This is a genomic window from Rhizobium sp. 01T417 (assembly GCF_056398905.1).
This window is the reverse complement of record NZ_JBFTQH010000029.1, coordinates 1-23,451: the sequence shown is the minus strand read 5'-3', so window position 1 is coordinate 23,451 and position 23,451 is coordinate 1. Positions and strand designations below refer to the sequence as shown.

General features: G+C 61.8%; 17 protein-coding genes. 10 read left to right on the top strand and 7 right to left on the bottom strand.

Annotated features, from left to right (window positions below; translation table 11 throughout):
- Positions 1-102 precede the first annotated feature (102 nt).
- From AC1DPR_RS23400 to AC1DPR_RS23380, 5 genes are read left to right on the top strand one after another with little or no spacing between them, the layout of a single operon-like run.
- Entirely contained in the window at positions 103-582 is a 480-nt protein-coding gene (locus AC1DPR_RS23400; RefSeq protein ID WP_477817241.1) for a formate dehydrogenase subunit gamma, read from the top strand.
- Positions 579-2,135 (top strand): formate dehydrogenase beta subunit, encoded by a 1,557-nt coding sequence (locus AC1DPR_RS23395; protein ID WP_113471979.1) that lies wholly within the window; start codon positions 579-581, stop codon positions 2,133-2,135. The genes AC1DPR_RS23400 and AC1DPR_RS23395 overlap by 4 nt, the downstream gene beginning before the upstream one ends.
- Positions 2,136-2,139: 4 nt before the next feature.
- The gene (fdhF, locus tag AC1DPR_RS23390) at positions 2,140-5,019 is read left to right on the top strand and encodes a formate dehydrogenase subunit alpha (protein WP_192303258.1); all 2,880 of its coding nucleotides are present in this window, start codon (positions 2,140-2,142) and stop codon (positions 5,017-5,019) included.
- A 59-nt stretch (positions 5,020-5,078) separates the two neighbouring features.
- Entirely contained in the window at positions 5,079-5,846 is a 768-nt protein-coding gene (gene fdhD / locus AC1DPR_RS23385; protein ID WP_409564048.1) for a formate dehydrogenase accessory sulfurtransferase FdhD, read from the top strand.
- Positions 5,836-6,078 carry a formate dehydrogenase subunit delta gene (locus AC1DPR_RS23380; RefSeq protein WP_018855721.1) on the top strand — a complete coding sequence of 81 codons (243 nt, stop codon included), beginning with the start codon at positions 5,836-5,838 and terminating at the stop codon, positions 6,076-6,078. The genes fdhD and AC1DPR_RS23380 overlap by 11 nt, the downstream gene beginning before the upstream one ends.
- A gap of 139 nt (positions 6,079-6,217) precedes the next feature.
- On the opposite strand, the gene AC1DPR_RS23375 is transcribed toward AC1DPR_RS23380, so the two are convergent.
- From AC1DPR_RS23375 to rocF, 4 genes are all read right to left on the bottom strand, one after another.
- Positions 6,218-6,694 carry a chemotaxis protein CheW gene (locus tag AC1DPR_RS23375; RefSeq protein WP_007796914.1) on the bottom strand — a complete coding sequence of 159 codons (477 nt, stop codon included), beginning with the start codon at positions 6,692-6,694 and terminating at the stop codon, positions 6,218-6,220.
- Between the two features lie 174 nt (positions 6,695-6,868).
- The gene (locus AC1DPR_RS23370) at positions 6,869-7,627 is read right to left on the bottom strand and encodes a glycerophosphodiester phosphodiesterase (protein ID WP_477817240.1); all 759 of its coding nucleotides are present in this window, start codon (positions 7,625-7,627) and stop codon (positions 6,869-6,871) included.
- Positions 7,628-7,726: 99 nt separating this feature from the next.
- Entirely contained in the window at positions 7,727-8,926 is a 1,200-nt protein-coding gene (gene rocD / locus AC1DPR_RS23365) for an ornithine--oxo-acid transaminase (protein ID WP_018855719.1), read from the bottom strand.
- 12 nt (positions 8,927-8,938) lie between these two features.
- The gene (rocF, locus tag AC1DPR_RS23360; RefSeq protein WP_026371586.1) at positions 8,939-9,874 is read right to left on the bottom strand and encodes an arginase; all 936 of its coding nucleotides are present in this window, start codon (positions 9,872-9,874) and stop codon (positions 8,939-8,941) included.
- Between the two features lie 130 nt (positions 9,875-10,004).
- Between rocF and AC1DPR_RS23355 the strand changes: the two genes are divergently transcribed.
- Positions 10,005-10,433: an Lrp/AsnC family transcriptional regulator gene (locus AC1DPR_RS23355; RefSeq protein WP_018855717.1), complete on the top strand. Its 429-nt coding sequence runs from the start codon at positions 10,005-10,007 to the stop codon at positions 10,431-10,433.
- Here the strand turns inward: AC1DPR_RS23355 and AC1DPR_RS23350 are convergent.
- The 3 genes from AC1DPR_RS23350 to AC1DPR_RS23340 all read right to left on the bottom strand — a co-directional run bounded on the left by AC1DPR_RS23350 (position 10,430) and on the right by AC1DPR_RS23340 (position 18,974).
- The gene (locus tag AC1DPR_RS23350) at positions 10,430-16,540 is read right to left on the bottom strand and encodes a translocation/assembly module TamB domain-containing protein (protein ID WP_477817246.1); all 6,111 of its coding nucleotides are present in this window, start codon (positions 16,538-16,540) and stop codon (positions 10,430-10,432) included. The genes AC1DPR_RS23355 and AC1DPR_RS23350 overlap by 4 nt on opposite strands.
- Before the next feature lie 68 nt (positions 16,541-16,608).
- Positions 16,609-18,540, bottom strand: a complete 1,932-nt coding sequence (locus AC1DPR_RS23345; RefSeq protein WP_192303260.1) for an autotransporter assembly complex protein TamA — start codon at positions 18,538-18,540, stop codon at positions 16,609-16,611.
- A 170-nt stretch (positions 18,541-18,710) separates the two neighbouring features.
- Complete coding sequence (locus tag AC1DPR_RS23340) at positions 18,711-18,974, bottom strand: glycine zipper domain-containing protein (protein WP_025662706.1); 264 nt, start codon at positions 18,972-18,974, stop codon at positions 18,711-18,713.
- Between the two features lie 268 nt (positions 18,975-19,242).
- On the opposite strand from AC1DPR_RS23340, the gene AC1DPR_RS23335 reads away from it, so the two are divergent.
- The 4 genes from AC1DPR_RS23335 to AC1DPR_RS23320 all read left to right on the top strand — a co-directional run.
- On the top strand, positions 19,243-19,734 hold the full coding sequence (locus AC1DPR_RS23335) for a (2Fe-2S)-binding protein (protein WP_018855713.1): 492 nt from the start codon (positions 19,243-19,245) through the stop codon (positions 19,732-19,734).
- 81 nt (positions 19,735-19,815) lie between these two features.
- The gene (locus tag AC1DPR_RS23330) at positions 19,816-22,161 is read left to right on the top strand and encodes a xanthine dehydrogenase family protein molybdopterin-binding subunit (protein ID WP_062374233.1); all 2,346 of its coding nucleotides are present in this window, start codon (positions 19,816-19,818) and stop codon (positions 22,159-22,161) included.
- A 12-nt stretch (positions 22,162-22,173) separates the two neighbouring features.
- The gene (locus tag AC1DPR_RS23325) at positions 22,174-22,971 is read left to right on the top strand and encodes an FAD binding domain-containing protein (protein WP_477817239.1); all 798 of its coding nucleotides are present in this window, start codon (positions 22,174-22,176) and stop codon (positions 22,969-22,971) included.
- 193 nt (positions 22,972-23,164) lie between these two features.
- A partial coding sequence (locus AC1DPR_RS23320; RefSeq protein ID WP_477817238.1) for an aminotransferase class I/II-fold pyridoxal phosphate-dependent enzyme occupies positions 23,165-23,451 on the top strand: 287 nt, incomplete at its 3' end.

The following is a 23,451-nucleotide window of genomic DNA, read 5'->3' as shown; positions in this document are numbered from 1 at the left end:
TAATGAACGGACGCGAGCGGTTCTGTCGGCCATAGGGTTCTGAGGAAAGCCCGCCTGCCCAGGCCCGCGACGCGCAATGTGCAGGCCGTGGGAGGGCTGCTGATGAATATCCATGTCGCCAACGGCGATATCGCAACGCGCACCATCGCGATCATCGATCAACTCAAGCATCTCGAAGGTCCGCTTCTGCCGATCCTGCACGAGATCCAGGATGAGTTCGGCCATGTGCCGCAAGAAGCGCTGCCCGTCATCGCGAAGGAGCTCAATCTCTCGCGTGCAGAGGTGCACGGCGTTGTTACCTTTTACCACGATTATCGCGACCATCCCGCTGGCCGGCATGTGCTGAGGCTCTGTCGTGCCGAGGCCTGCCAATCGATGGGAGGCGATGCGCTTGCCGGACGCGTCAAGGCGCTGCTGGGCATCGACTGGCACGGTACGACGCCGGATGGAGCGATTACCCTCGAGCCCGTCTTCTGTCTGGGGCTCTGTTCCTGCTCCCCGTCCGCGATGATGGATGGCGAGGTTCATGGCCGGGTGGATGCCGCCGATCTCGAGGCGCTGATTTCGGAGGCACGCCGATGACCGTCCGGATCTATGTTCCCTGCGACGCCGCGGCCATGGCATTGGGCGCCGAGCATGTGGCCAAGGCGATCTCCGAGCAGATTGTGGCGCGCGGCCTCGACGCCAAGATCGTGCGCAATGGCTCGCGCGGCATGCATTGGCTGGAGCCGCTGGTCGAGGTTGAGGTCTCGGGCAAGCGCATCGGCTATGGGCCTGTGAAGGCAAAGGACGTCGTTTCGCTGTTTGATGCCGGATTGATTACCGGCGCCGATCATCCCCTCTGTCTTGGCGAGGTCGAGGAACTTCCGTTCCTCAAGCGTCAGACGCGCCTGACCTTCGCCCGCTGCGGCATCACCGATCCGCTTTCCCTTGATGACTATGAGGCTCACGGCGGCCTCGCCGGCTTGCGTCGCGCGGTTTCGATGTCGCCCGCCGATGTCGTCAAGGAAGTCACCGATTCCGGCCTGCGTGGCCGCGGTGGCGCAGGTTTCCCGACGGGCATCAAGTGGAAGACGGTGCTCGACGCTCCCGGTGATCGCAAATACATCGTCTGCAATGCCGATGAGGGCGACAGCGGCACCTTTGCCGACCGAATGATCATGGAAGGCGATCCCTTCGTGCTGATAGAAGGCATGGCGATCGCGGGCCTTGCAACGGGCGCGAAGAAGGGCTTCATCTATACCCGCTCGGAATATCCGCATGCGATCGCGGCGATGAGCCGGGCGATCGATATTGCCCGCAGCGCCGGCATTCTCGGCACGTCGGTTCTGGGCTCTGGCAAGGCTTTCGACATGGAAGTCCGCACCGGCGCGGGCGCGTATGTCTGCGGCGAGGAGACGGCGCTTCTCAACAGCCTCGAAGGCAAGCGTGGTATCGTCCGTGCCAAGCCACCTCTGCCGGCCCACAAGGGCCTCTTCGACTGTCCGACCGTCATCAACAATGTCATTTCGCTCGCTTCCGTGCCCGTGATCATGGACAAGGGGGCGGCCTATTACCGCGACTTCGGCCTCGGCCGGTCGCGCGGAACCATTCCGATCCAGATCGCCGGCAATGTGAAGCATGGCGGTCTGTTCGAGACGGCTTTCGGCATTTCGCTCGGCGACCTGGTCGATGACATTGCCGGCGGAACGGCATCCGGGCGGCCGGTGAAGGCGGTTCAGGTCGGCGGTCCCCTCGGCGCCTATTTCCCGCGCTCCCTGTTCGACACGCCATTCGACTACGAGGCTTTCGCTGCCAAGGACGGACTGATCGGCCATGCCGGTATCGTCGTCTTCGACGAGAGTGCTGACATGCTGAAGCAGGCCCGGTTCGCAATGGAATTCTGCGCCGTCGAAAGCTGCGGCAAGTGCACGCCCTGCCGCATCGGCTCGACGCGCGGCGTCGAAACGGCGGACAAGATCGCCCGCGGCATCGAGCCGGAGAAGAACCGCGAGCTGCTTGCCGATCTCTGCAACACCATGAAATTCGGGTCGCTCTGCGCGCTCGGGGGCTTCACGCCCTATCCGGTCATGAGCGCCATGACGCATTTCCCCGAAGATTTCGTTCCCACACCTCTTATCGAAGCGGCGGAGTAAGACCATGCCTCTCGTCCACGAAATAGACTACGGCACGCCGGCCTCGACCTCCGAAACCATGGTGACGCTCACCATTGATGGTAACCAGGTGACGGTGCCGGAGGGAACATCCGTCATGCGCGCGTCGATGGACGCGGGCATCGAGATCCCGAAGCTCTGCGCCACCGACATGATGGATGCCTTCGGCTCCTGTCGGCTCTGCCTGGTCGAGATTGAGGGGCGGGCGGGTCTCCCTGCGTCCTGCACGACGCCGGTTGCACCTGATATGGTTGTTTCGACGCAGACGAACCGGCTGAAGGATGTCCGCAAGGGCGTGATGGAGCTCTACATCTCCGACCATCCGCTCGACTGTCTGACCTGTGCGGCCAACGGCGATTGCGAGCTTCAGGACATGGCGGGCGCCGTCGGTCTCCGCGACGTGCGTTATGGCTATGATGGCGACAATCACGTCAAGGCACGCAACAACGGCGATCTCAATCTCAAATGGGCGCCGAAGGACGAGTCCAATCCTTACTTCACCTTCGATCCGGCCAAATGCATCGTCTGTTCGCGCTGCGTGCGCGCTTGCGAGGAAGTGCAGGGCACCTTCGCGCTGACCATTGAAGGCCGCGGCTTCGATTCACGTGTTTCAGCCGGAATGCATGAGGACTTCGTCTCGTCCGAATGTGTTTCCTGCGGCGCCTGCGTGCAGGCCTGCCCGACAGCGACGCTGATCGAAAAGTCGGTAATCGAGATCGGCCAGCCGGAGCATTCCGTTGTCACCACCTGCGCCTATTGCGGCGTCGGCTGTTCCTTCAAGGCGGAGATGCGCGGCGAAGAACTGGTGCGCATGGTGCCCTGGAAGGACGGACAGGCGAACCGCGGCCATTCCTGCGTCAAGGGCCGCTTCGCCTACGGCTATTCCAGCCACAAGGACCGCATCCTCAATCCGATGATCCGCGAGAAGATCACCGACCCCTGGCGCGAAGTGACTTGGGACGAGGCCTTCGCGCATGTCGCCTCGGAATTCCGCCGCATCCAGTATCAGTATGGCCGCGACTCGGTCGGCGGCATCACGTCGTCTCGCTGCACAAATGAGGAAACCTATCTGGTGCAGAAGCTAGTGCGCGCCGGCTTCCGCAACAACAACGTCGACACCTGCGCCCGCGTTTGCCATTCGCCGACCGGCTACGGTCTCGGCCAGGCCTTCGGCACGTCGGCCGGCACACAGGACTTCGACAGCGTCGAGAAGAGCGATGTCGTCGTCATCATCGGCGCCAACCCGACCGATGGACACCCGGTCTTTGCCTCGCGCCTGAAGAAGCGGCTGCGGCAGGGCGCCAAGCTCATCGTCATCGACCCGCGCCGCACCGACATCGTGCGTTCGCCACATGTCGAAGCCTCCTATCATCTGCCGCTGAAGCCCGGCACGAATGTCGCGATCCTGACATCGCTCGCGCATGTCATCGTGACCGAGGGGCTGTTTAACGAAGCCTTCATTCGCGAACGCTGCGACTGGTCAGAGTTCGAGGATTGGGCAAGCTTTGTCGCCGAGCCGCATCATAGCCCCGAAGCATCGGAGAGGTTCACCGGCGTTCCAGCCGATTTCGTGCGCGGCGCGGCGCGTCTCTACGCCACCGGCGGCAACGGCGCGATCTACTATGGCCTCGGCGTTACCGAGCATAGCCAGGGTTCGACCACTGTCATGGCGATCGCCAACCTCGCCATGGTCACCGGCAATATCGGTCGCCCCGGCGTTGGCGTGAACCCGCTGCGTGGCCAGAACAACGTGCAGGGCTCCTGCGACATGGGCTCCTTCCCGCATGAGCTGCCCGGCTATCGCCACATCTCAGACGACGCGACGCGCGACATCTTCGAGAAGTTGTGGGGCGTCAAGATCAGCAACGAGCCGGGTCTGCGCATTCCGAATATGCTGGATGCAGCGGTCGACGGATCGTTCAAGGGCCTCTACGTCCAGGGTGAAGACATCCTGCAGTCCGACCCCGATACCAAGCACGTCGCGGCCGGCCTCGCCGCCATGGAATGCGTCGTCGTGCACGACCTCTTCCTGAACGAGACGGCGAACTACGCGCATGTCTTCCTCCCGGGGTCCAGCTTCCTTGAGAAGGACGGTACCTTCACCAATGCCGAGCGCCGCATCAACCGTGTTCGCAAGGTCATGAGTCCCCGCAACGGCTATGCCGATTGGGAGGTGACGCAAAAGATGGCGCAGGCCATGGGCCTTCCCTGGAACTACACGCATCCTTCGGAGATCATGGACGAGATCGCCGCAACGACGCCAAGCTTCGCGCTGGTCTCCTACGACTATCTTGACAAGGTGGGCTCCGTGCAGTGGCCCTGCAATGAGGCACATCCACTGGGCTCGCCAATCATGCATGTCGACGGCTTCGTCCGCGGCAAGGGCAAGTTCATCCGCACGGAATATGTCGCGACCGATGAGCGGACGGGACCGCGCTTCCCGCTGCTGCTGACGACCGGGCGCATTCTCAGCCAGTACAATGTCGGCGCCCAGACGCGCCGCACCGAAAATGTCGTCTGGCATTCCGAAGACCGGTTGGAGGTCCATCCGCACGATGCCGAACAGCGCGGCATTCGCGATGGCGATTGGGTGAAGCTGATGAGCCGCTCGGGCGACACCACCTTGCGTGCGCTGATCACCGATCGCGTCGCGCCCGGCGTCGTCTACACGACCTTCCACCATCCGGACACGCAGGCGAATGTCATCACCACCGACTTCTCCGACTGGGCGACGAACTGCCCGGAATACAAGGTGACGGCGGTGCAGGTCTCGCCTTCCAACGGCCCGACCGATTGGCAGCGCGACTATGACGAGCAGGCACGCCAAAGCCGCCGCATCGTTGGCAAACTGGAGCCTGCCGAGTGATGAGCGACCGCCCGACCCGCCTTGCCGTGAAGCGCGCCGCCCGCAGCGGCGGCGTCGTCATGCCCGGCGAGCGGATCGTTCCGGAGGAGGTGCCGATCGCCTTTTCCTATGGTGGCAGCACGCATGCGGTGATGATGGGAACGCCCGGCAATCTCGAGGATTTCGCCATCGGCTTCAGCCTGACGGAAGGGATCATCTCCGACATCGGGCAGATCGCTGCAATTGAGATTGTCAATGGCAAGAAGGGCATTGACGTCCAGATCTCTCTCGTTGACGAGGTCGCCGCCGCGTTGACAGCCCGCCGACGCAGCATGGCCGGACCGGTCGGCTGCGGGCTCTGCGGCATCGAGTCGATCGAACAGGCCGTTCGCAAGGTTCCTGACGTCGCCGATGTGTCGCTTCAAGTCACTCATCGCGATATCGTTCAGGCCATCTCGCTGCTGAACGGTGCGCAGCCGCTGCATCGCGAGACGCGCGCCGTGCACGGCGCCGGCTTCTATGTGCCGGGCAAGGGACTGCTGGCGGTGCGCGAGGATGTGGGCCGGCACAATGCGCTCGACAAGCTGTGTGGCGCGATCACTAGGCAACGGCAATCCGGCGCGGAAGGCATTGTCGCCGTTACCAGCCGCCTGTCCGTCGAGATGGTGCAGAAGGCGGCAATCCTCGGCGCCTCCGTCCTCGTTGCCATTTCCGCACCGACTGCTCTTGCAATTCGTACCGCCGAGGAGGCCGGCATGACCCTCGTCGCCCTGGTGCGAGGCGAGGACTTCGAGATTTTCACGCATCCGCACCGCATTCATCCGGGAAGCATATCCGATGTCGCATGATACGCAGTCCAAGCTCGTCTATATGGCCAACCAGATCGCGACCTTCTTCAAGACCCAGCCGGAGAGCGAAGCCGCGCAGGGCGTGGCGACGCATATCAACAAGTTCTGGGAACCGCGCATGCGGCGGCAGTTGTTCGAGATCATGGAGCGGGAGGGCAATGGCCTCAGTCCGCTCGTTGTCCAGGCCGCCCCCTTGATCAAACAGCCTGAGCCGGCGGCCAGTGCCAACTAGGATCTCGAATGGTGGAGACGGCGCTGGGTATCGACGCCAGCGTCCGAGTCCGGCCAGTCTGCCGCCACAGTTTCCTGCCAGCACACTATCAACAAAAAGCCGCCCTCAAGGCGGCTTTTATCTGGACAAGGAGCCGGTATCAGGCGGCGAGATCGTCCGTCTCGCTTTCCTTGAACATCTTGGCGAGGTTCAAGAAGCAGATCATGCCGTTCTCCGAGGCGATGATACCCTCGCAGAAGGCGCGATCGAAGGAAGCGGTGACTTCAGGAACCGGCTGTACCTGGCTGGAGGAGATCGTGAGGATGTCCGAGACGCGGTCGACCAGCATGCCGATGACCATGTTGTGGACTTCGGCCACGACGATGGCGCTGCGCTCGTTGGCGACCGTGCTCTTCATGCCGAGCTTGAAGGCGAGGTCTATGATCGGGATCACCGAGCCGCGCAGGTTCATTACGCCGATGACATCGGCTGGCGCGTGCGGGATCGGTGTCGACGGGGCCCAGCCGCGGATTTCGCGGATCGTCGTGGTTTTTACGCAGAATTCCTGATCGTGAAGTCTGAAGGCAATGATCTCGAGCGTATCGCCGCTGAAATTCGTGGAATTGATTGTAGCCATAAGTATTGTCCCAACCGCCAAAAGCCAGGGCAGAAGCAACCGCGCCACCATTGGCGCGGATCGACTTGCCTTCAAACCGTGCGCGCTCGTCCCGTGGATGAGTATCGATACGGTTACTCCGGACCTTAATCGAAGAGTATTGCCCAAATCTAAATTGGGGCCGCTGATTTTTGGTCAGGTGGAAACGGTAGGCCGCGTCATCATTCGTGGATCGTCAAGCAGGATGGCGTCCGGTTTGATGGCAAGGATGCGCTCGAGGCCGTACTGGTCGACCTGGCCCACCGGAAAGGGTGGGTATTCCGGCAGTGCGATCGAACGAGGCTGCCCAACCATGACAGCGACGCGCATCCCCGCCTCACGAACGGCGTCAGACACAGCTGGAGTGGCCCACCCTTGCCACAACCTGAACCAGTCGGCTCCAGCTGCGCGCGCCGCATCAGCGCACGCAGGATCCTCGAGAAAGGCTAGGATCGCGACGTCTTTCGACAAACGGCGGGTGGTGTCGATCAGTGCAATACTGCGTAGTCCAATGAGCGCGCGTCGCATTGCATCGCACTGCGCAACGTCGGAGATGATTTGCGCAATCTGCCCCTCGTGGCTCAGCTTGATGTCCAACAGAATACCCAAAGGGTCAGACGCGCCCAAGGCATCGCCAAGTGTCACTATGCTTGGTAGCAGGCTGCGCAATGTCGCCAGATCGAGGTCCGACACGGCTCGTGGGTCGCCGCAGAGCCGAGAGAGATCCGGATCGTGGACGCAAACAGGAACGCCATCCCGCGTTAACCGGACATCAGTCTCTATGGCATCAACTCCGGCAGCCGCCGCGGTCCTGAAGGCAGAGATGCTGTTTTCTGCAGCCAGTGCTGCGCCCCCGCGATGGGCGATCGCGAGCGGGCGACGGTCCGGTGAGCGCTTCCATAAGCCAATGGCCATACATTCCCCTATAGAGAGCTCGACCAACTCGATCGGGCTCACCATAGGTTTCAAACGGCCGCTACACCAGTCGTTGTTTCGCAGCGATCTAGATGAGCACTAGGCCAGCGTCTTTTCGATCTGCTCGACCGCCCAGTCGACCTGGCTCTTGGTGATCACCAGCGGCGGGGCGAGGCGGATCGTGTTCTCGTGCGTGTCCTTGGCGAGCAGGCCGCGGTCCTTGAGGGTGTAGCAATACTGGCGGGCGCCACCGGCTTCAGGCACGAGTTCGACCGCCATCATCAGTCCGCGGCCGCGCACGTCCTTGACGATGTTGGAGCGGATGGAGCGCAGCCCTTCCTGGAAATAGTCGCCCATCTTGGCGGCGTTCTCGATCATGCCTTCCTCGGTCAGGACCTTGAGTGCCGCGCGCGCCACGGCGCAGGCAAGCGGGTTGCCGCCGAAGGTCGAGCCGTGCTGCCCCGGCTTCAGGACACCCAGCACTTCGGAATTGGAAAGGACCGCCGAGACCGGATAGAAGCCGCCGGAGAGCGCCTTGCCGATCAGCGTCACGTCGGCCTCGATCCCCTCATGCTCTTCCGCCAAAAGCTTACCAGTACGGCCGAGGCCGGTCTGGATCTCGTCGAGGATCAAGGTCACCTTGTGTTGAGTGCAGAGTTCCCGCACGCGCTTGAAATAGCCGGTTGGCGGGATGATGACGCCTGCTTCGCCCTGAATCGGCTCGATCAGCGCCGCAACCGTGTTTTCGTTGATGGCGGCGGCAAACGCGTCGGCGTCGCCGAAGGGGATCGTGCGGAAGCCGGGCGTGTAGGGACCGAAGCCGGTGCGGGCGTCCGGGTCCGTGGAGAAACTGATGATGCTCAGGGTCCGGCCATGGAAATTGTCGGCGCAGACGATGATCTCGGCCTTGCCCTCAGGCACGCCCTTCACCTCGTAGCCCCATTTGCGCACGGCCTTGATGGCGGTTTCAACGGCTTCGGCGCCCGAGTTCATCGGCAGGATCTTGTGCGAGCCGGTCAGCGCCGCGAGTTCCTCGTAGAGATGGGCGAGCTGGTCATTGCGGAAGGCGCGGGAGGTCAGCGTCAGCTTGCCGGCCTGCTCGACCATCGCCGCCAGAATCTTGGGGTGGCAATGGCCCTGGTTCACCGCCGAATAGGCCGACAGGCAGTCGAGATACCGCTTGCCGTCGGTATCCCAGACATAGACGCCTTCGCCCCGGGTCAACACGACATCGAGCGGCTTGTAGTTGTGGGCGCCGAGGCGCTGTTCGGTGTCGATCAGGTTCTTCGAGTTGCTCATGGTCGGTTCTCCTCAGGCGGCGCGGGTCGGACGGTCGAAAATGCGGCGGCCGAAGAGGCTTGCCGTCAGTTCCACTAGGATCCGGGCGCTCTTGCCACGGTCGTCCAGGAAGGGGTTCAGCTCCACGAGGTCGAGCGAGGAGACGAGGCAGCTGTCGCAGAGCATCTCCATGATGAGATGCGCTTCACGGAACGTCGCGCCACCGGGCACCGTCGTGCCGACGCCGGGCGCGATTTCCGGATCGAGGAAGTCGACATCGAGGCTTACATGCAGCAGGCCGTTGGCATCGGACACGACGCCAAGGATCTGGCGGATCGCCGCGGCAACGCCCTGTTCGTCGAGCCAACGCATGTCGAAGACGTTGACGCCATGCTCCTTGATGAGCTCCCGTTCAGACGCATCGACCGACCGGATGCCGACCTGAAAGACATTTCGCGGATCAACGAAGGGGCGGTCCTTCGGCAGGATCTCGGCAAGTTCGGCCTGGCCGCAGAAATAGGCGACCGGCATGCCATGGATATTGCCGGAGGGCGAGGTCGCCGGGGTGTTGAAATCGGAATGGGCGTCGAGCCAGAGGACGAAGAGCGGCCGGCCCTGCTGGGCGGCGTAGCGCGCCATGCCTGATACCGTGCCCATCGACAGGCTGTGGTCGCCGCCAAGGATCAGCGGAAAGCGTCCGGCCGCGGCCGCGTCATAGACACCGGCTTCGAGCGCACGGGTAAATGCGCCGACGACACGCAGGTTGTGGGCCTTCGGATGGTTCGGCAGATCGCGCGCCGGAACGACATGAACATCCCCGGCATCGACCACATCATGGCCAAGATCGATCAGTGTCTGGTCGACGCCCGCGATGCGAAGGGCAGCTGGACCCATCGCGGCGCCCCTGCGCCCCGAACCCTCTTCCAGTGGTGCTCCAATGAGCGTGACCGATCTTGCTTGTGGCTGCATGCGTCCCTCTTTAGCTCGTGTTTTCCGAAAGCATATTGAGATATCGGCGCGGCGACAAATAGATGAAAAAGTGCCGATAATGCGCTATGATTGACCAGTTTGATAAGTGCATTTTGACAAAGTGGCAGCCATGGACGATCTCGACCAAGAACTTCTCAGCGCCTTGCGACACAATGCGCGCACGCCGGTTTCTTCGCTGGCGGCAATGACCGGTGCATCGCGTGCGACGGTCGCGGCGCGCATCGACCGGCTGGTTGCCAACGGCACAATCACGGCGTTCACCGTTCGCACCGGCCATGAAACCCGCGCGGCCGGAGTGCGCGCGATCGTCATGATCGAAGTACTCGGCAAGCTTGCGGACAAGGTCGCCGATCAGCTCCGTGGATTGCCGCAGGTGCGTGCCCTGCACAGCACCAACGGGAAATGGGACTTCATTGCCGAACTTGAGGACCGCGACCTCGTCTCCTTCGACGAAACGCTTCGCCGCATCCGGCTCATCAATGGCATCAATACGACGGAAACCAACATCCTGCTGAAAACCAGCAAGACCGGTTTCTAGTATTCGTGTTCGTAAACGACGCCGGCTTCCCCTTCGCCGTCGCCACCCGCGCCGGCGCGCAACTTCACGCCACGGCCGACATCGAAATTGATGATTGCCTTCGCGCCGCCCTTGCCGGTGGTCTGCTGCAATTCGAAATAAGTCCGGTCATTCAGGTAGCGGCCAACGCTGACGGTGGTGCGGCCTTTGGCATCGGTGCTGATGTCGAAATCGTCGACGCCAAGCTGATTGCGCAGGCCCTGGAACAGCGATCCGGAGCGCCCGCCGGCCAACTGGGCGACGGCATCGGCAAGCTGAGCGATCTGAACCGGCGACAGCCTCGACATTGATTGACCGAAGATCAGTTGCGCCAGAACTTCGTCTTGCGGGAGGGCCGGAGACGACGAGAAGGTGATCGAGGGATCGGTTGCGAGCCCGCTGACATCGACCGTCAGCGTCGTGGAACCGGAAGTGGAGCTTGCCTCCAGCTCAAGGGCGGGGGTGAGGTCACCGGCAAAGGTGATACGGCTTCTATTGGTGAAATCGAGGCGTCGGTTGAGAATCGTCAGGCGACCGCGCCGCATGGTGAAGCCGCCGGAAACGACGGGCTCCGCCGCCGTTCCCCTGATCGTGACGCTACCGCCCAGTTCGGCATCGATACCGCGACCACGCACGAAGATCTGCGAGGGAGCGTCCAGCTGAAGATCGAGATTGAAGGAGTTGGATTTCGCGCGGGCACCCTGCTGCGACTCGTCGCGCAACTGGGCAAGAACCCCCTTGGGGGCGTTGACGTGCTTGACGTCGATTTCGCGCAGCGAGGTCGGCAGCCTCTCGGGGACGGTGATCGAGGCTCTTTCCAGATGCAGCCTGCCGTTCAGGGTGGGATTTGCGAGCAGCGGACCGCGCAAACCGATCGTGCCGTCGACGGTCGCCACCACGAGCGTTCCATCGACGTAGACCGCTCTGTCGAGCCTGACGTCGATGTTCGCAGGGAAGTTGGAGGCAGGTTGGATTCCGATGCTGCCGGATGCTGAGATGCTGCCACCGCTGGCAAGCTGGCCAGTCAGGCGCGAGATCACGGCTTGGTTTCCGGTGAACCGGATGTCTGCCGCCAGATTGTTGATCGCAAGGTTGCGACGGACATCGACGATCCTTGCGCCACTGGTCGCAACCGTGCCGTTGATCAACGGCGCGGCCGCGGTGCCGCCAATCTGCAGATCAAAATTGGCCCTGCCATCGGCAACGAACCCCTGGGCGGCAAGCTGCGCACCGAGCACGGCGAACGGCAGGTTGCCGGAAAAGCGCAGGTCCAGCGCGCGATTGCTTGTAATGCCAACGTTGCCACCGCCCCGCAGGGACAGCCCGCTCTCGCCCGTCACATTGGTGTCGATCGTCAGCCGGTTGTCTTGCAGTCTTCCGTTCGCAGTTATGCTGAGCGGCGAAAGCCCGGCGCTTCTGGTCTGGCTGGTGGCGGCGCCCCTCCAGTCAAGGTTGAATTCCACAGCGGGCACGGGCAGTCGGCCCGATGCCCTGACGGTGCCCGAAACATTGCCTTCGGCGGCAAGCCCCGGAACGAAAGCGTTGGCAAGCCCGGCGGGAAGATTGGAGATGTCGGCATTGGCCGTCAGCGACGGGGCATTCGGTCCAGTGATGACAAAGTTGCCGCCAGCTCTCATCGACACGCCGCTGCCGCTTAGGTTCGTCGTGAAGTCGACCCTGCCGTCCGCAAGCCTTCCGCTTGCATTCGCCGAAAGCGGCCGGATACCGGATGCCCTCGTCTGCGTGGTTGCGACATTCCTCCAGTCCAGCCTGAAATCGATGATTGGGTTGGTCGCTGTTCCCGACGTCCTTGCCGTGCCCGAGATGGTTCCTTCCGCCCCCAGGTTCGGGACGAAGCCATTAGCGAGGCTCGCGGGCAGATCCACGATATCGGCATCGACCGAGAGGCCCGCGACTCCGGCGCCTTGGAGGATTGCCGTACCCCTTGCCTTCAGCAGGGTGGTGCGAGTGCTGTTCAGCGTTGCATCAAAGGAGAGCCTGTTGTCGGCGAGGTTGCCGGTCGCGTTCAGCCGAAGGCCAGAAAGGCCGGCAGCCCTGGTCTGACGAGTCCCGGCGTTGTTCCAATCGAGCTTGAAATCGACGGCCGGCATCGGTAGCGATCCGGACGCGGTTGCCGTTCCCGAGATTGTTCCTTCGGCACCGAGATCAGGCATGAAGTTGTTTGCCAGCGCGGCAGGAAGGTTGCGAAGCGTGGCATCCGCCTGCAGGCTCTTCACGGCCGTACCTTCGACAGTAACCTTTCCTTTCGCCGTGAGGGCGGAGCCGCCATCGCCGTCGAGATTCGTCTCGAAATCGAGCGTGTTGTTGGCGAAGGTTCCCTTGGCGCCAAGTGCGAGGGCGGAAAGGCGTGCTTCCCTCGTCTGAGTGGTTGCGAGGTCCTTCCAGCTGACGTCGAAGTTTGCCGTCGGCTGTTGCAGCGTCCCGGAAGCGGACGCGGTGCCTGATATCGTACCACTGGCGCCGAGGTTCGGGACGAACGCGTTTGCCAGGCTTGCGGGAAGATTGCGTATCGTGGCGTTGGCCGTCAGGTCCTGGATTTTCGTTCCCGCCAGGGAGACGTTGCCGGAGGCGTTCAACGCCACCCCGCCGTCCGCCCTAAGGTCGCTCTGGACGGTCAATTTTTCATCCGCGAAATTGCCCGTCGCCGTCAAGTTGATGCCAAAGAGGCGGGCTGCCCTGGTGTGGCTGGTGGCCGCGTCCTTCCAGGAAAGGTCGAAGGTTGCTGTCGGTTTCGGCAACTTGCCGGAGGCCGATATCGTGCCTGATATCATGCCTTCCGCGGCAAGATTCGGCACGAAGCCGTTGGCCAGGGCAGCCGGAATGTTGGCGAGCTGCCCATCGAGCTTCAGCGTCTGAGCGTCGGCGCCTGCCACGGTGTAGGTGCCGGTCGCCTTTAGCGACATGTTGCCGCTACCGCGTGCGTAGGTGTTGAAGCTGAGAATATTGTCCTTGAGGTTGCCGCTCGCCGTCAGCCCAAGCGACGAGAGCTTGGCGCTTCTGGTCTGGCTCGTCGCGGCATTCTTCCAGTTCAGTTTGAAATCGAGCGCCGGGTCGGGCAGCTTCCCGGCCGCCGTGACGTTGCCCGAGATCGAACCTTCGGCGGCAAGATCCGGAACAAATGCATTCGCCAATCCGGCCGGGATGTTGACGATATCAGCATCCACCTTCAGCGACTGCGCGTTCGGGCCACCGGTCACGACATTGCCAGCGGCCTTCAGCGATACGCCGCCCTTGCCGCTGAGGTTCGTTTGAAAATTGAGTGTGTTGTCGGCAAAGGTCCCGTTTGCACCGATCGCCAGCGGCGACAGGCCGGCGCCCTTTGTCTGGCTGGTGGCGGCATCCTTCCAATTCAGGTCAAAGTTGGCAATCGGCGCTGCCGGTGTGCCGGTCACGACGACCTTCCCCGAAATTGTGCCTGCGGCATCGAGCTTCGGCACGAAACTGTTGGCAAGGCTTGCGGGCAAATTCCGGATGTCCGCCTTGATATCAAGAGTCTCGCCGACGGTACCGCTCAGGTGGACCGAGCCATCGCCGGTCTTCAGTTCCATCGCATCAAGCGTCACGGTGCCGCCACTGATCGACACTTCCGACGGCGACGCAAGCTCCACCGGAATGTTGCGCGGTTTCGCCGAGAAACGGTCGAGGCGAAGCAGCGTCGTGCCGGCGTTCACCTCGACATTCCCCGATGCGACCAACGGATTGGCATCATAGCTGGCGCCGAGATCGAAGTTCGTCCGGTTCTGTTGCTGCGTGAAACTCAGCTCCAGGCTTTCAGCCTTGTTAGGACCGGAAGCAAGTTCCTCCGCTTTGATCGTGCCAGTCGCGGCAAATGCTTTGAGGTCGGTGACCGCGACGTTGATGTCTGGCCTGACGATGGCAAAGGTGTCACGTTTCAGGCCGCTGCCAGATGCTACGACCTTGAGGGCGATCCTGCCGTTGTCGTTGGCGATATCGACCGATCCCTTCAGGTCGCCTTCTGCCTTCTGTCCGGCAAGTGCCGCGAGAAGGCTGATATCCGGGAAGTCGAACGTCGCCTGTCCGGTCGGCGCAAACGCCGGCGACAGTTCGACGTGGCCGGTCAGGCGATTGTTGCCGACGTCGGCGGCGATCGACGGCAGCCGGATGTTTCCGTCCACGGCCTGAACAGCGGTGCTGACGTTGATCGGCTGGTTGTCGATCGTGCCCTTGGCGGTGATGTCTGCTTGCGGCGCCTTCGGGTCCGCCGTTCCGGAAACGTTGATGTCGAGGTCTTTGACCTGCCGGCCGGCCATTACCAGTGATGGCCCTTTGATATTGGCCGCTATTGCGAGAGCCGAAACATTGCCTTTTGCGCTTAGCTGGTAGTTCAATTCGCCCGCTGCGCCTGCCAGCAGCGGCTGCATATCCGGAATACGACCCGAGAGGTTGGCATCGAGCCTATCTTCGTCGAGCACGACCGCGCCGGTCGCCTCGAGGGAGCTCGACTTGATGGAGAGGTTCGAGACGTTGAATTTCGAAGGAACGGTTCCCGCGACCTGGCCCTCGATCACGATTGGTGCGTTGAAACGCGTCGCGACCGCAGGCGGCAGCGCGGCTGGCTGGATGGTCAGCTTGGCATTGCCGGTCAACGCGCTGGCGCTCAATTTGTAGGAACCGTTGAGGGCTGCTGTTGCCGAAGCGCTTTCGATCGTGGCGCCGTTGAAGCCGAGCGCATCCGGCGAGATCTGCAATGGCAGGGTGATGGTAACGGGGCCTTGAATTGCCCGGTTGATGTCGGGATTGACGAAGGACGTATCACCGGCGGCGAGCGTAATCTGAACGCTTCCGGTGCGACCGGCGAGATTGAAATTGTCGCTCTTTGCCGTCAGCTTCACGTTGCCAATCGTCGCCTGGGGCAACATGGCGGAATCGAGGGAGGCACTGGCGTTGAGGCGGGAGGCCTTGGCGTCGCCGGTCAGGGAAAGATTGATGCCGGAAATTAGAAACCGCGCTTCGCCTTCGGTCAGCGGCCAGCGGAAATCGACGGGTCCCGATGTTCCCAAGAGATTGGCGTTCAGGCTGTTCTTGCCTCGTGGATCCAGCGTGCCCGATGCGGCGATGACCATCGCGCCGGTTGCCAGATTGCCGGTCTGGATGTCGATCTTTCCCCTGTTGTCGAAGTTCGCGGCGACGTCGATGTTCGTCTGCCCGGCAAAGAGCGGACGGAAGGCCGCTGGCAGCAGCGAGCTGAGGTCGCCACCACCCTTGAGGTCGAGGTGGTGAAGGCTTTCCGGCGTCAGCGTGTGGTGCGCTTCGATCGAGGCGCGTTGCTGTCCGTCGAGTGCTGCCTGCAGCTGGCCTCGCCAATCCGAGATCGGTCCATCTCCGGTCAGGCTGATTTCCACCGCCGGGTTGCCGGGCAGCGCCAGGACACCTGCGAGCAACCCGCCCTTTGGTTCCGTCAGTTTTGCCTTCACCCGCAACTGGTTGCGATCCGGCATGAAGGCGACATCGGCGATCAGCTTGGCATCCGGAACATCGTGACGGCGGACATTGATCGAGGCATTGCCGCCTTCATTGTCGGCACGCAGGCTGCCGTCCGCGGCAAGTGTGAAGGCCCGCCCGATCAGCGGTTGGGCGAGGTTGATCTCCGGCAGGGCGATCTTGTCTATGTCGAGCTTGATCGGCAACGAGAAGCCGCTGTCGCTTTGACCCTCTGCAGCCGGACGGGACGGAAGTGTGCGCACCGGTTGTCTGAGGATGTGGATTGCCGCGGCTTCGACGCTTGTGGCATGGAACCGGCCGGTTAGGAGCGCCAAGGGATTCCAGTTAATCGCCAGCCTGTCGACCCGAGCGAAGACGCCCCTGGTGTCGGAGAGCACGATTTGGCTGGCGCGCAGCCCGCCAGTCAGCAGCCCGCCGGGATCCTGAACCTTGATGGTCATATCCCGATTCGAAAGGCTCGAGGCGACCCTGTCGGTGACGATGCGCGCGCCAAAGGACGTGAAGCCGAAAACACCGATGGCGATGGCAAGAAGGACCAGCACGACACCAGCCGAATAGGCCAGCAGTCGCACGATCCAGTTCAAGATTTTCGCCAGTGTCTGCATGGCCGCGGACATTACTCCGTTTCTATGGCGGCTCAAGGCGCGCGAGGCGCCACGAGCCGCGAGCGGGTTTAGAATGACTGACCGATGCCAGCGTAGATGCCGAAATCCGTGCCACCCTCGTACTTGTTGAGCGGTACTGCAAAATCAAGCCGCAGTGGACCAAATGGCGTCGCATAGCGAACGCCGATGCCTGCACCGGCCCGAATGTCGGAAAAATCGGGCGCAATGTCTGCTGAAACCGTCCCGACATCGATGAAGGGCACTATCCCGATCGTATCGGTAACCTTTATCCGGGTCTCGAACGACGCAGTGACATAGGATGCGCCACCGGTCTCTTCATTGTCGGCGTTGCGGGGCGAGATCTCCTGGTAACTGAAGCCGCGAACCGAGCCGCCACCGCCAGCAAAGAATCGGCGTGTAGCAGGAATGTTCTGGAGATCGTCTGCCCCGACAAGGAAACCTGCGGCAAGCTTGCCGGCAAGAACGATGCGGTCCTCCGCTCCCAGCGCATGATATCCGGTGATCAAGCCCTCGAAGCTCGAGAAGAAGGTCCCGTTGTAGGTCTCGTAGCTTGGCGTTGCCTTGAGCATCCCCCGATAGCCCTCGGTCGGATCGAACTTGTTGTCGCGCGCATCGCGGTCATACTGGAAAGGCAGCGAGAAGGTCAGGTAGCTGTTGTTGCCAAAGGCATCGTCATCGCGTTCCCAGCTCACCTCGCCGGCGCCGGTTATCGTATCCAGGTCCGACAGCTCGTAGGAAAGACCGAGGGAGGCGGTGACGAGTTTTGCAGTATAGGCGTCGGGGTTTTCGGTTTTGGCAAGGACGCTGGCCCGCAAGGTCGCGGCCGGTACAAACGCGCCGGGTTTGGTGAAGGTAATACCGGCTGAATAGTCGAGATCGCCGATGTTGGTCGTTTCGCCCAAGCGGCCCACAGACCCTTCGATGCGCAGCGCCTCCGCCTCGCCGAAGAGATTGCGATGACCCCAATAGCCGTTGATGCCGAAGCCGTCCGTTGTCGAATACTGGGCGCCGATGCCGAGATAGCGCCGCTTGCCCTCCGACACCTCGATCGTCATCGGCAAAGTGCCGTCTGGCGCCAGTTCGTCAGCCTCGTGGATGGTGACGCTCGAGAAGACGCCCAATGCGCGCAGTCGTTCGCCTGCCTTTCGCAGCGCCTCCGGCGAATATTGTTCACCCTTGTTCAGCCGCGAATAGCGCTGGATGAAGCCCGGTCGAACGGCCTTTTCGCCCGTGACGCCGACATCGCCAATTGGGGCGACCGGGCCACCCTCGGCGGCGAGGACAATGTCAGCCGTGCTCGTCCTGTGGTCGGCTATGACCTTGCGGGTCGTCAACTTCGCCAGCGGCCGGCCTTCGCTTTTCAGCTGCTCGACGATTTTGTCGCCAGCCTTGATGATCGTCAGCGAACCGGCTGTCTCACCCGGAGCAAGATCGTAGTCGGCTGGATTGCGTCGTGCAGCATCGCCGCCGAACTGCACCTCACGGACCTTGAAGACGGGACCTGCGGCAACGCTGATTGTCACCGGTACTGGGCGCGAGCGATTGAAGGTGGGATTGGGCGGCAGGTCATCGATGTTTCGACCATCAACCCTGATCGTTACGATGCCGCCGTAGCGGGCCTTTTCAAAGAGGGCGGCAAGCAGGCGTTCGCGGTCGTCTCTGGCCTTGACGACGACGCCCAGATCGCCCGAGACGGGCCGATCCTTGTCGCCGACCAGACGGGAACTGTTTTCCAATGCTTCCTTGAGATCGGGATCGCTCGCGTCGGTCGTCAGTGTCACATCGTAGCGCACCGGATCGGGCACCTGGTCGCTGGCCGATTCGTCGTCCTTGCCCCACAACGTGATGCCGAAAAGCTTGAAGGCGAAAGCCTCTGAGACGAGAGCCGGCGAAAACGCAAATGCAGCCGCGACCACCAACATGGTGCCTACGCGCCGATACGCTATACCCGGTTTCGGTGCCGTCCCTCTAATCTGCATCCACCGCTTTTGGTTACACTAGAATTAAGCTTCGCGCCCCCCGGCCGGCGGCAACCTTAGCGGCAAAACTCCTCGACGTGTACCGTTTTAAATCGCTTAGCCGCTGAAATGGTGGAAAAAAAAGAAATCCCGGGCGCCGAACCCGGGATTCGAGATGATTTCGGACCGGCTCAATAGTCGCCGCGGCAATCGTCGATATACCGGCGGCCATACTCGTCGCGATAGTAGCACTGTCCCGGCTGCTCCGCGACGCGGCCGATAAGAGCGCCCGAAACGCCGCCGACCGCCGCGCCAACGGCTGCCCCGCGTACATTTCCCGTCACCGCGCCGCCGATGATCGCGCCGGAGGCTGCGCCGATGCCTGCCCCGCGCTCAGTCGGTGTACAGCTTGCGATCGACAGGCCGATCAAGGCGAATGCGACAATCTTCTTTATCAAAATATTCTCCTAGGTTGGTCGCCCTCAATAAGAGCTGTGGCCGTCCCTGATTCTTTTTTGTCATGCTAGCCGTCAAACTGTGGCGCAAAAGCAGCGACCCTGCCTTCGGCTTCCGCTTTCGCACAATTGGTGGTGCAATTGCGCGCAAATGCGCCACAACCGAACGCGCTGAATTTTAATTAGCCTCCCTAAAGTAGTGGTTGATCCCAAAGCGAAAACGTCAAATGATACCGTCCGCGCCTGGAGGAGGCGCGAGGAGGAAATCATGGCGAAAGTGAAACTGACGGTGAACGACCGGGCAGTCAGCGGTGACTGTGAAGAGCGTACGCTTCTTGTCCATTTTATTCGCGAAAAACTCGGCCTGACGGGAACGCATGTCGGCTGCGATACCAACCAATGCGGTGCCTGTGTCGTTCACATGGATGGCAAGTCAGTGAAGAGCTGCTCGATCCTTGCCGTCCAGGCGTCGGGTTCGACGATCACCACCATCGAGGGGCTTGCCAGCAACGGTGAGCTGCATCCCGTTCAGGCTGCCTTCAAGGAACACCACGGCCTGCAATGTGGATTCTGCACGCCAGGCATGGTGATGACGGCCGTCGACATGATTTCGCGCCATGGAGGCGATCTGGACGAGAAAACGGTTCGCCACGAGCTCGACGGCAATATCTGTCGCTGCACCGGCTACCACAACATCGTCAAAGCCGTTCTGTCCGCCAACGAGCAGATGCATGGCGCTGCCAAGCAGGCGGCCGAGTAGCTCTCAGGATTGTCTGGCTGACTGCCGAACACGATTCTCTTTGGCGGAATGCCAGGCCCGAAACCCCATTGGGAGGACATTATGGGTGTTGAAGGAATTGGTGCGCGCGTCGCACGAAAAGAAGACAAGCGGTTCCTGACCGGCAAGGGCCGTTACACGGACGACATGGTCGTGCCGGGCATGAAATTCGCCTATTTCATCCGCAGTCCGCATGCGCATGCCAAGATCACGAGGATTGATGCCGCCTCGGCAAAGGCAATGCCGGGCGTTATCGACGTGCTTGATGGCAAGCAGTTGCTCGCTGACGGGATCGGCAACCTCATCTGCGGCTGGATGATCCATTCGAAGGATGGTTCGCCGATGAAGATGGGCGCCTGGCGCCCGCTGGCGGTGGAGACCGTTCGTTATGTCGGCGATGCCGTTGCCATCGTTGTCGCAGACTCGCTCGCCGAAGCGCGCGATGCCGCGGAAGCCGTCGTCATCGACTACGAGGAATTGCCTGTGGTCGTCGAGGCAGTCGAGGCGCTGAAACCAGGAGCGCCGCAACTTCATCCGGAAGCTCAGAACAACCTGATCTTCGACTGGCAGCTCGGCGATGGTGCGGCAACCGACAAGGCCATTTCCGAAGCGGCGCACGTCACGGAAATCGAGATCCACAACAACCGCCTGTCTCCCAATGCGATGGAGCCGCGCGCTGCGCTCGGTATCTATGACGCTGCCGAGGATCACTATACCTGCTACACGACCAGCCAGAACCCGCATGTCGCGCGCCTCGTGATGAGCGCGTTCTACAATGTCGCCCCCGAGAACAAGCTTCGGGTGATCGCCCCAGATGTCGGCGGCGGCTTCGGCTCGAAGATCTACATCTATCCTGAGGAGATCGTCTGTCTCTGGGCTTCCAAGAAAACAGGCGTACCGGTGAAATGGAACTCCGATCGAACGGAGGCCTTCCTCACGGATGCGCATGGCCGCGACCACGTCTCCAAGGTCAAAATGGCTTTCGACAGCGACCATCGCATCATCGGGCTGAAGGTCGACACCATCTGCAATCTCGGCGCCTATATGTCGCTGTTTTCGTCGGCGGTTCCGACCTATCTCTACGCGACGCTGCTGTCAGGCCAATACGATATTCCGGCCATCCATGCCAACGTGCGGACGGTCTACACCAACACCGCGCCGGTTGACGCCTATCGTGGTGCCGGCCGTCCCGAGGCGACCTTCCTGCTTGAACGGACGATGGAAACGGCGGCCCGCGAGCTTGGTATTTCGCCCGCCGAGTTGCGGCGGAAGAACTTCATCCGGGCCTTCCCGCATCAGACGCCTGTGATCATGAACTATGACGCGGGCGACTACGAAGCATCGCTCAATGCGGCGATGCAGGCGGCCGACTGGAACGGCTTCCCGGCGCGCAAGGCCGAGGCTGCCAACCGCGGCCTGAAGCGCGGTCTCGGCATGAGCTGCTACATCGAGGCGTGCGGCATAGCGCCCTCGCAGGCGGTCGGATCGCTTGGTGCGGGCGTCGGCTTGTGGGAGTCGGCAGAGGTTCGCGTCAATGCGGTAGGCACGATAGAAGTGCTCACCGGGTCGCACAGCCACGGGCAGGGGCACGAGACGACATTCGCGCAGCTTGTGTCGGATCGTCTCGGCGTTCCGCTGGAGAGCGTGTCGATCGTGCATGGCGACACCGACAAGGTGCAGATGGGCATGGGCACCTACGGCTCGCGTTCAGGCGCTGTCGGCATGTCTGCTGTGGTCAAGGCGCTCGACAAGGTCGAAGCCAAGGCCAAGAAGATCGCCGCCCATCTGATGGAAGCCGACGAAGGCGATATCGTCATCGAGAACGGTGAGGTGAAGGTTGCCGGTACAGACAAGAGCCTTCCCTGGTTCCAGGTGGCGCTGGCCGCCTACACCGCACACAACCTGCCGGGCGGCATGGAGCCGGGGCTGAAGGAAACTGCCTTCTACGACCCGTCCAACTTCACCTTCCCCGCCGGCTGCTACATCTGTGAAGTGGAAGTCGATCCGGAGACCGGCAAGACCGAGATCATCCAGTTCGTCGCTGCGGACGATTTCGGCAACATCATCAATCCGATGATTGTCGAGGGCCAGGTGCATGGCGGTATTGCGCAGGGGATCGGTCAGGCCCTGCTCGAGGGCGTGCACTATGACGAGAACGGTCAGTTGTTGACGGCAAGTTTCATGGACTACGCCATGCCGCGCGCCGACGACTTGCCGTCGTTCAAGGTGTCGCATCAGGTAACGCCGTCCCCGAGCAATCCGCTCGGCATCAAGGGGTGCGGCGAGGCTGGCGCGATCGGGTCTCCTCCGGCACTCATCAATGCCATCACCGATGCCATCGGCAACAACATGCTGACGATGCCCGCCACACCACAGAAAGTGTGGATGGCAGCGCGCGCGGTTCATTGAGGAGGAACGACGATGTATCAGACCAACTATCACCGCGCGTCCTCGGTCGATGAAGCCGTCAGGATGATTTCGGGAACATCCGAAGGCAAATATGTCTCCGGCGGCATGACGCTCATACCGACGATGAAGCAGCGTCTCGCCGCGCCGAGCGACCTCGTCGATCTCAGGCATATTCCGGCGATGCAGGGCATCAAGGTCGATGGTCGCAAGGTGACCATCGGGGCGGCCACATCGCACGCCGAAGTTGCTGCATCAGCGGCTCTGCGTGCGGTTTGTCCCGCCATCTGCGACCTTGCCGGCATGATCGGCGATCCGCATGTCCGTCATATGGGCACGATCGGCGGTTCGATTGCCAACAACGATCCTGCGGCGGACTATCCCTCGGCCATGTTGGCGCTGAATGCCAGCATCGTCACCAACAAGCGCGAGATTGTTGCTGACGATTTCTTTACCGGCTTGTTCGAGACGGCCTTGGAAGATGGTGAACTGGTCACCGCCATCAGTTTCGAGACGCCCGAGAAAGCGGGATATTCGAAGTTTCCAAATCCGGCATCGCGTTATGCGATGACGGGGGTCTTCGTTACCAAGGGCGCTGGTGGCGTAAGGGTTGCTGTCACCGGGGCGGGAGCCAACGGCGTCTTCCGCGAAACCTCCATGGAAACCGCCCTCAACGCGAACTGGTCCGCCGGTTCGATCGCTGGCATCGATGTCAATCCTGCCGGACTGATGTCGGATTTGCATGCGAGTGCGGAATACCGCGCCAACCTGATCAAAGTGATGGCCAAACGCGCCGTCGCCGAGGCGGGCTGACACAAACGGTCGGATCGCGAGGCGGCGTGTCTGCCTCGCGATTCTTCGCTGCGTCTGGCCAAAACGAGCTTTTTCGAATTAAAATAATTCAAGGCTATGGGCCTTTTGCCGCAGTTGATGGTAAAGCGATGGCAAAGGGTTGACGTGCGTGCGTCGGTTGGCAACAAGCGCTCGCACGACACTGGAGCATGACATGGATTTCGARGCGTTTTTCARAAGCGAGCTGGAYGGSCTTCACAGCGAAGGYCGCTATCGCGTTTTTGCCGATCTTGAGCGTCACCGCGGCAGCTTTCCRCGCGCCACRCGACACACGGMGRACGGCCCGMAGGAMGTCACGGTCTGGTGCTCCAACGACTATCTCGGCATGGGCCAGAACCCGAAGGTGATCGAGGCGATGAAGAACGCCATCGATCACTGTGGCGCGGGTGCGGGAGGCACCCGGAATATCTCTGGCACCACCCACTACCACGTTCTGCTTGA